The sequence below is a fragment of the Gordonia sihwensis NBRC 108236 genome (genome assembly GCF_000333035.1).
GTDB lineage: Bacteria > Actinomycetota > Actinomycetes > Mycobacteriales > Mycobacteriaceae > Gordonia > Gordonia sihwensis.
In genome coordinates this window covers 36,714-44,568 of sequence record NZ_BANU01000040.1, presented here as the reverse complement: position 1 = coordinate 44,568, position 7,855 = coordinate 36,714, and the positions used below count along the sequence as shown (strand labels likewise).

5 protein-coding genes are annotated in these 7,855 nt (G+C 68.2%); 1 reads left to right on the top strand and 4 read right to left on the bottom strand.

What is annotated here, in order from left to right; genetic code table 11:
• Positions 1 to 60: 60 nt before the first annotated feature.
• From GSI01S_RS18205 to GSI01S_RS18190, 4 genes are read right to left on the bottom strand one after another with little or no spacing between them, the layout of a single operon-like run.
• On the bottom strand, positions 61 to 1,731 hold the full coding sequence (locus GSI01S_RS18205; RefSeq protein ID WP_006898117.1) for a dipeptide ABC transporter ATP-binding protein: 1,671 nt from the start codon (positions 1,729 to 1,731) through the stop codon (positions 61 to 63).
• Positions 1,728 to 2,648 (bottom strand): ABC transporter permease, encoded by a 921-nt coding sequence (locus tag GSI01S_RS18200; RefSeq protein WP_006898116.1) that lies wholly within the window; start codon positions 2,646 to 2,648, stop codon positions 1,728 to 1,730. Before GSI01S_RS18200 ends, GSI01S_RS18205 begins: the two co-directional genes overlap by 4 nt.
• Positions 2,649 to 2,689: 41 nt before the next feature.
• Positions 2,690 to 3,649: an ABC transporter permease gene (locus GSI01S_RS18195; RefSeq protein ID WP_006898115.1), complete on the bottom strand. Its 960-nt coding sequence runs from the start codon at positions 3,647 to 3,649 to the stop codon at positions 2,690 to 2,692.
• Positions 3,650 to 3,651: 2 nt separating this feature from the next.
• Entirely contained in the window at positions 3,652 to 5,232 is a 1,581-nt protein-coding gene (locus GSI01S_RS18190; RefSeq protein ID WP_006898114.1) for an ABC transporter substrate-binding protein, read from the bottom strand.
• Positions 5,233 to 5,429: 197 nt separating this feature from the next.
• Here GSI01S_RS18190 and GSI01S_RS18185 point away from each other — a divergent pair, with 197 nt between their 5' ends.
• Positions 5,430 to 7,781: an arylsulfatase gene (locus GSI01S_RS18185; protein WP_006898113.1), complete on the top strand. Its 2,352-nt coding sequence runs from the start codon at positions 5,430 to 5,432 to the stop codon at positions 7,779 to 7,781.
• Positions 7,782 to 7,855 lie beyond the last annotated feature (74 nt).

Genomic DNA, 7,855 nt, shown 5'->3' with positions numbered 1-7,855 from the left:
CAGTTATGGACTGTGTTGATACGGCGGGGTTCGTGTGCGGGGGCCGCGGCGCGATCTGGGCTACGAGGTTGCGGGCAGCAGCTCGCGGCCGAGGCGGTCTCGTTCGGGGTCGGGGGCGGGGACCGCGTGCACCAGAGTGCGGGTGTAGTCGGTGGCGGGCTGAACGAAGATCCTTGTCGCACTGCCGGACTCGACCACGCGACCGGACTTGAGGACGGTCACGCGGTCGGACACCTGGCGGACGACGGCGAGGTCGTGGCTGATGAACAGTGCCGCGAAGCCGATGTCGGCCTGCAACTGTGCGAACAGCTCCAATACGCGGGCCTGGACGGAGACGTCCAGCGCGCTCGTCGGCTCGTCGGCGATGAGGAGTTTGGGGTCCGTCGAGAGCGCACGGGCGAGGGCGACGCGCTGACGCTGACCACCCGACAACTCGTGTGGCAGGCGAGAGGCGAACGAGGTCGGCAATTGCACGGCCGACAGCAGTTCGGCGACCCGAGCCGCGCGTGAGCGGCGGTCCCCGATCCTTTGGATCTCCAGCGGCTCACGGATGGACTCGGCGACGGTGAAGCGCGGGTCGAGAGAGGCGGTCGGGTCTTGCGGAACGAAGGCGATGCGGCGCCGCGCTGCTCGGAGGTCCTTGCCGGAGAGTTCGGCGAGATCGTCGCCATCCAGCAGGATACGACCGCCGGCCAGGGGCAGCAGGCCGCCGATGGCTCGCCCGAGGGTCGTCTTTCCGGAGCCGGACTCGCCGACCACCCCGACCACCTCACCGGACTCGACCACCAGCGACACGTCCGACAGCGCTACGTGCGGGTTCGACCCGAACGATCCCGGATGCTCGACGGTCACGCCGTCAACCACGACGACCGGCGTCGGTCCGTGCGCGGCGTGGCGTCTGCTGTCCCGCGACGCGGTGTCCAAGCGCGGAACGGCGGCCAGCAACTGGCGTGTGTAGGGTGCGGAGGGCTCGGCGAAGATCCGTCCCACGTCGCCGGTCTCCACCGTCTCCCCGAGTTGCACCACCACTACGCGGTCAGCGATCTCGGCGACGACACCGAGGTTGTGCGTGATGAGCAGAATGCCTGCGCCCGTGCGCTCGCGGAGACGGACGAGGAGTTCGAGGATCTCTCGCTGCACCGAGACGTCGAGGGCTGTGGTCGGCTCGTCGGCGAGCAGCAGGGCCGGGTCGCCGGCGAGCGCGAGTGCGATGACCACACGCTGTTTCTGGCCGCCGGATAGCTGGTGCGGATAATAGCCGACACGGACCTCCGGTTCAGGGAGGTCGACGAGTCGGAGCAGTTCCACGGCCCTGGCGCGCACCGCCGCCCGGGACAGACCGCTGTGCCGGGTGAGCGCCTGGCGAAGCTGCCAGCCGATGGTCTGGACCGGGTTCAGCGCGGTCTGCGGTTCCTGGAAGACCATGGCCACGCGGTCGCCCCGAAGGCGAGCGAGGTCCTTCTCCGGAAGACCGAGAATCTCGCGTCCGTCGACCCGAACCGAACCGGTGGCCGTCGCACCGTCGGGCAGGAGACCGATCGCGGCCCGTGCGGTCATGGTCTTGCCCGATCCGGATTCTCCTACGAGAGCGACGATTTCGCCGCGATCGACGCGGAGGCTGATTCCGGAGACCGCCGGACGCGGATAGGCGAACCGCACGTGCAGGTCGGTCACTTCCAGGGCCGGAGGAACGGACGGTACGGGTACGGCGGGGGAGGACGCGGCGGTCATCGGAGGTTCCTTCTGTCGTTCGAGATCGACTGGGCGATCAGGTAGAGCCCGAGTACGAGAGCGGAGATGACGAACAGTGGTCCGAGCGAGAACCACGGATTGGTCTCCAGGTAGTTGTTTCCGGCGGCGATGAGGCCGCCGAGCGACGGAGTCGGTGGGACGACGCCGATCCCCAGATAGCCCAGCGCACCTTCGATGAAGACCCCGAGCGACAGCGACAGCGCGAACTGCACGCCGAGCGCCTCCACCGAGTTCGGCAGCACATGCCGCAGCAGGATCCGTCCGGTCCCGGCGCCGCTGACCCGCGCTGCTTCGACATACGGCTGCTCGCGTACTCGCAGTACCGAGGTCCGCACCAGTCGGCCGAAGACGGGGATCTCGGCGACCGCGATGACGATGCCGACCGTGAGCGCGCCGGGACCCAGGATCGCGGCCAGCGCGATGCCGAGGATCAGCGCCGGGAAAGCGAGGATCACGTCGAAGACGCGCTGCGCGACGCTGTCGGCGAGCGGCACGGTGACCGACACAAGCCCGACGAGCGTGCCGAGGGCGGCACCGATGGGGACGGCGATGAGAATGATGAGCAGGTCCACGCGGATGCCGACGAGCGTGCGTGCGAGGACGTCGCGGTTCACGTCGTCGGTGCCGAACCAGTGATCGGCGCTGGGCGCAAGCAGATACGCACCCTCGATCTGCTGGTCGGCGCCGTGCGAGAGGAAAAGGGGACCGAATACCCCGGCGGCGACGACAGCGAGGACGAGAACGGTCCCGACGAGGCCGGAGCCGCGTAGGAGGCTCCGGTAGAGCGGCAGCCGCGCGCGTGTCTCGTCACGGTCTGCGGGTGCCTCCGGCAGCAGTCCCGGACCGACGGGCAGGGCTTCGCCGGACGAACTGGATGGTGGCTGCGGTATCAGCACCCCGGGCCTGGGGTCGGATGGTCGGGCGTCGGAAGAACGAGTCACTGTGCACCTGCCAGTCGGATTCGAGGGTCGAGCCAGGCGTGTACGACGTCGGCGGCGAGCTGAATCAGCACGAACGCGGTGACCGACAGGAGCACGAGCACCTGGACGAGGGGGTAGTCGCGGGCGGAGATGCCCTCTTCGGTGAGCAACCCGAGCCCCGGCCAACCGAAGATCGATTCGACGAGCACCGCCCCGCCGAGCAATGCGCCGACGATCAGACCGAAAGCGGTGACGGTGGACGGCAGCGCGTTGCGCAGAGCGTGCTTGAGGACGACATCACGACGGGTCGCGCCGGTGGCGATCGCAGTGGTGGCGTACGGCTGTGCGAGTTCGGTCCGCAGGGCTTCGGTGAGGAACCGCGCCAGCATCGCCCCGGCGGGAAGCCCGAGGGTGAGGGCGGGCAACAGCAGATACTGCGCGGTGATCCCGAGGTCGTCGGTGAGTCCGTTGGGCGGGGTGCCGCCTGCGGGCAGTACTCGCCAGCGGATGCCGAAGAGGGCGATCAGGACAGTGCCGACCACGAAGGTGGGCAACGCTATCGCGACCGCGTTGATCCCGGTGAGGACCGCGTTGAGTACCCGTCCTCGCCAGATCACGGCGCTCAGCGACAACGCCAGCCCGAGGCTCACCGCCACCGCGGTCGCAGCCGCGGTCAGCACGAGGGTGTTGGTGAGGCCGAAGGAGATCAGATCGCCGATGTCGCCGCCCACCTGGTAGCTGGTTCCGAAGTCGAGGGTGACCAGGGCGCTGATCCATGCCCAGTACTGACTGAAGAAACCACGGTCGAGTCCGAGGTCATGACGGATGGCGGCGAGTTGCTCCGGCCCGGCGTCGGGACCCGCCAGAGCCGATTCCGGACCTCCGGGGATGAGCCGGAGCACGGCGAACACGAGCAGAGAGGCGGCCAGCAGAACGACGACGGCCGTCGGAATCCGGCGAATGAGATATCTGGTCATGGTCAGGACCTCCGATCAGAGGTGGCGAGGCTGGTGTGATCGAAATGGAGCTGGTCGCGGCGGTCCCAGTCGACGCCGTGGACCGTCGGCGCCGCGGTCACGCTCGAGATGACGACACCGATCTCGATCAGGAAGAGGTCGTCGAGCCAGACACGGTCGAGTCGGCGGTAGGCGTCCAGAGCCTGCGGAGACGCCGGATCGGCGATCTTCCAGGCGGCGTCGGCCGCCGACGAGTACTCGGCGCTCGAGTAGTTCGAGGAGTTCTTGGCTGCGTTGAACGGATACGCCGAGACCGCCAGCGTCGACGGTGTGAACTGTGCGAAGGCATGCTGCAGTATCCACAGCCCGGAGAACTGACCGCCGATCAGTTTGGTGGCCTGCACGGTCCGGTCATTGGGAACGAGATTCGCGGTGATCCCGACCTCGCGCAGGTTCGACTGGATGATCTCCGCAACGATCCGGTCCGAGCCGCCGGTGGTGTAGTCGAGGTCGATCGGCGGGACCGGCCCGGCCTCACGCAGGAGGTCGCGGGCCCGCTGGAGATCCCGGCGATAGGTACGGTTGCCCGACTCGTCGTAGGCGGGCGAGGTCCGGGGCCACGGCAGATTCACCGGATATCCGGAGCCGCGATAGACGTCCTTGATGATCCGATCCCTGTCGACCGCGTAGGCGATGGCGCGACGCACCCGGGGGTCGCCGAGCGCTGGGTTGGCCACATTGACGCCCACATACACCTGGGACTCGCCGCCGGTGAGCTGAATGTCGCTGAAGCCGTAACGGCGCGTGGCGATCTGGTGGTCGCTGTCGGTCAGTCCGCTGGCCACGTCGAGCTGTCCGGTGCGCAGCCGGGTGTAGAGCGACTTGGGATCGCGGGCTTCGACGAAGGTGACGGCGTCGAGCGGCGCCGCCCCGCCCCAGTACCCGGTGTTGCGGACCAGACGCACCGAGGAGTTCGGCGTCCACGAGTCGAACCGGAACGGGCCGGTGCCGTTGAACGACTTGCCGGCCTTGAGCTCATCGATCTTGGATCCGTCGAGGACGGGCGCGGAGTCGAGCAGGTCGAAGACGTTGCCCGTGGGGTGCGCGAACGTCAGCACGATGCGGTGGGGATCGCTGACGTCGTACGAGGTGATGGCGGCCGCGGTGCGCTTGAACTGCGGTGTCCACGGACCGCCCAGGTACGCCTGGAGCGACGCGCGAACGTCTGTCGAGGTGAACGGGCGCCCGTCGTGGAAGCGGACGTGCTCGCGCAGATTCAGCGTCAGTGTCTTGCCGTCCGGTGCCGTGCTCCACGAGGTCGCCAGTGAGGGCCGCGGCGTGAGGGTGGCGTGGTCGTAGGTGATCAGAGTGTCGTACACGTTCGCGAGAACGTGGCCGTTGACGCTGCCGGTACCGATCTGCAGGAAGGTCTTGGGCGAGAGGTCGCCGAGTACTCCCACGCGCAGATCACCGCCGGCCGCGACGGGGCCGGACGTCGCGGTGGTCTGCTGCGCCTCGACCGCGCTGCGGCAACCACCGAGGCCGAGCACGACGACGGTCAGGGCGAGCACCCACGGTTTTCGCGAGCGCGGAATCGGGAACATGCGAAGGTCTGCTTTCTCGAAGAGGACGGTGATCGCGGAAATGCGCGACTTCGAGGAATCATTCGCGGGTGGCGGCCGAATGTAATCGGTTGCGTTCAGCCCGAATCTAAACTTTGACCACAGATCGGAGAGTGAGGCATCTTCGCGCAAGCGCCGAAACGCTGATTCGGCGAATAACGCGAACAGGAAGCAGGCAGATGTCCGGCAACGACGGCAATTCAATTCCCGCTCATGCGCGAGGTTACGAGGATTTCGGCGGCGCAGTCGGCCGCACCACCTCGGTGTCGACGCCGTGGTGGCCGCCCGAGCCCGAACCGCCGGCCGGCGCGCCGAACATCGTCGTGGTCTTGGTCGACGATCTCGGATACTCCGATGTCGGTCCCTTCGGCGCCGAGATCCCGACGCCGAACATCGACCGGCTCGCGCGGAGCGGGTTCCGGCTGAGCAACTACCACACCACACCGGTGTGCTCACCGGCGCGTGCGGCGCTGCTGACCGGCGTCAATCCGCACCGTGCGGGCTACGGCAGCGTCGCCAACTCCGACCCCGGCTTCCCCGGGCTGCGCCTGGAACTGGCCGACGACGTGCTCACGCTGCCGGAGATACTGCGGGAGTCCGGGTACGCCACCTTCGCTGTCGGCAAGTGGCATCTGGTGCGGGACGCCGACATGAGCCCGGGGCGATCGCGGAAGTCGTGGCCCCTGCAGCGCGGCTTCGACAGCTACTACGGTTCGCTGGAGGGCTTGAACTCGTTCTTCAACCCGAATCAGCTGATCGCCGACAACTCGGTGGTCGACGTCGACGAGTATCCCGACGGGTACTACGTCACCGACGATCTCACGGACCGGGCGATCGACCAGATCACAGCGTTGCGCGCACACGACTCGGACAAGCCCTTCTTCCTGTACTTCGCGCACATCGCGATGCATGGACCGCACCAGGCGAAAGCCGACGACCTGGCTCGTCACCGCGGCAGGTACGCCGAAGGCTGGGACGAGGTGCGCCGCAAACGCTTCGCGCGACAGATCGCCGACGGTCTGTTCGACCCCGGCACGCCGATCGCCGAGCGCAACACCGAACCCGGCTACGACGCGCCGCGCTGGGACGACTTGAACGACGACGAGAAGCGCCGCTACCAGCGTTACCAGGAGGTGTACGCGGCGCTCGTCGACAGCGTCGACCAGAGCGTCGGGCGGCTCATCGGCCTACTCGAGGATCTCGGTGAGCTCGAGGACACGATCATCGTGTTCACCTCCGACAACGGTGGCACCGCAGAGGGCGGGGCCACCGGAACACGGTCGTACTTCAGCCAGTTCGTGCACGGTCCGGTGCCCGATGACTGGGAGCGCGACGTGCCGCACGACGAGGAGCTGATCGGTTCGGCCGACCTCGGCGTTCACTATCCGCGCGGCTGGGGCCAGGCGTCCAACACCCCCTTCCGCTTCTACAAGGGCCAGACCTTCGCAGGCGGCGTGCGGGTGCCGTTCGTGATGTCGTGGCCGAGCGGGCTGCCGCGGACCGAGGGAGACAACGGCGTCCGGCGGCAGTTCTCGTACGTCACCGACCTCGCGCCGACTCTGCTGGAGCTGGCCGGCGTGCCGACTCCCGCGACACGTCAGGGCGTGCCCGCGGTGGAACGGGACGGCGTCAGCATCGCCGAGGTGCTCCGCGACCCGGCGGCGTCCTCGCCGCACATCGAGCAGTACGCGGAGTTCGGGGGCCATCGCGGTTTCTATCGTGACGGCTGGAAGCTGTTGTCGCTGCACGACCACCGCCCTGACCACGTCGACGCACCCCGCTGGCAACTGTACGACGTGCGCACCGACCCCGCGGAGACGAACGACGTGGCCGCGGAGCATCCCGACCTCGTGGCGGAACTGGCGCGGGCATGGGACGCCGCGGCCTGGCACAACACGGTGTTCCCGCTCTTCGACACCGCGGACGCACCGCAGCGGCGACGCCCGGCCGAGGACCGCCGGTACGCATCGCCGGTCCGGATCCTGGCCGGGACGCCGACCCTCGAACGGTACCGGTCGAGTCGGCTCATCGCCTACCGAGACTTCGACGTGATCGTCGAACTGCGGGGCTGGTCGGCCGAGGACGAAGGGGTGCTGGTCGCGCACGGCGACCAGCAGGGCGGCTACCTGCTGGCGGTGGAGGACGGGCGGCTGACGTTCACCTTCAATTCCTACGGCCGGATCCAGCGGGTCACCGGTGCTCTGCCGCCCGGAACGGACACCGTCACCCTCCGGGCGGCCGCGACACCGCGGGTGAGGTGGGACTTCACCGTGCTCGCCTCGGCCTCAGGCGATGAGACGGTGGTCGCGTCCCTGCCCGATGCGGTGCAACTGGTCGGAATGGCGCCGTGGACCGGGATCTCGGTGGGTCGCGACGCACGCGGCGCCGTCGACCCGCAGCTGCGCCGCCGTCGCGGCGTCTTCCGTGCCGGTCCCGCCCTGGTGGCCGTCACCTACCGGCCGGGCCCGGTGCGGGTCCCCGAAGACGTGCGGCGAGAGATCGACGATCACGCCGCCGACCACGCGGATTGAGGCTCTGCGTCCTTTCGATCAGGGTGAGTGAATATCTCGCGGCAGGTCGAGCCGACTGATTTCATTGAATTACC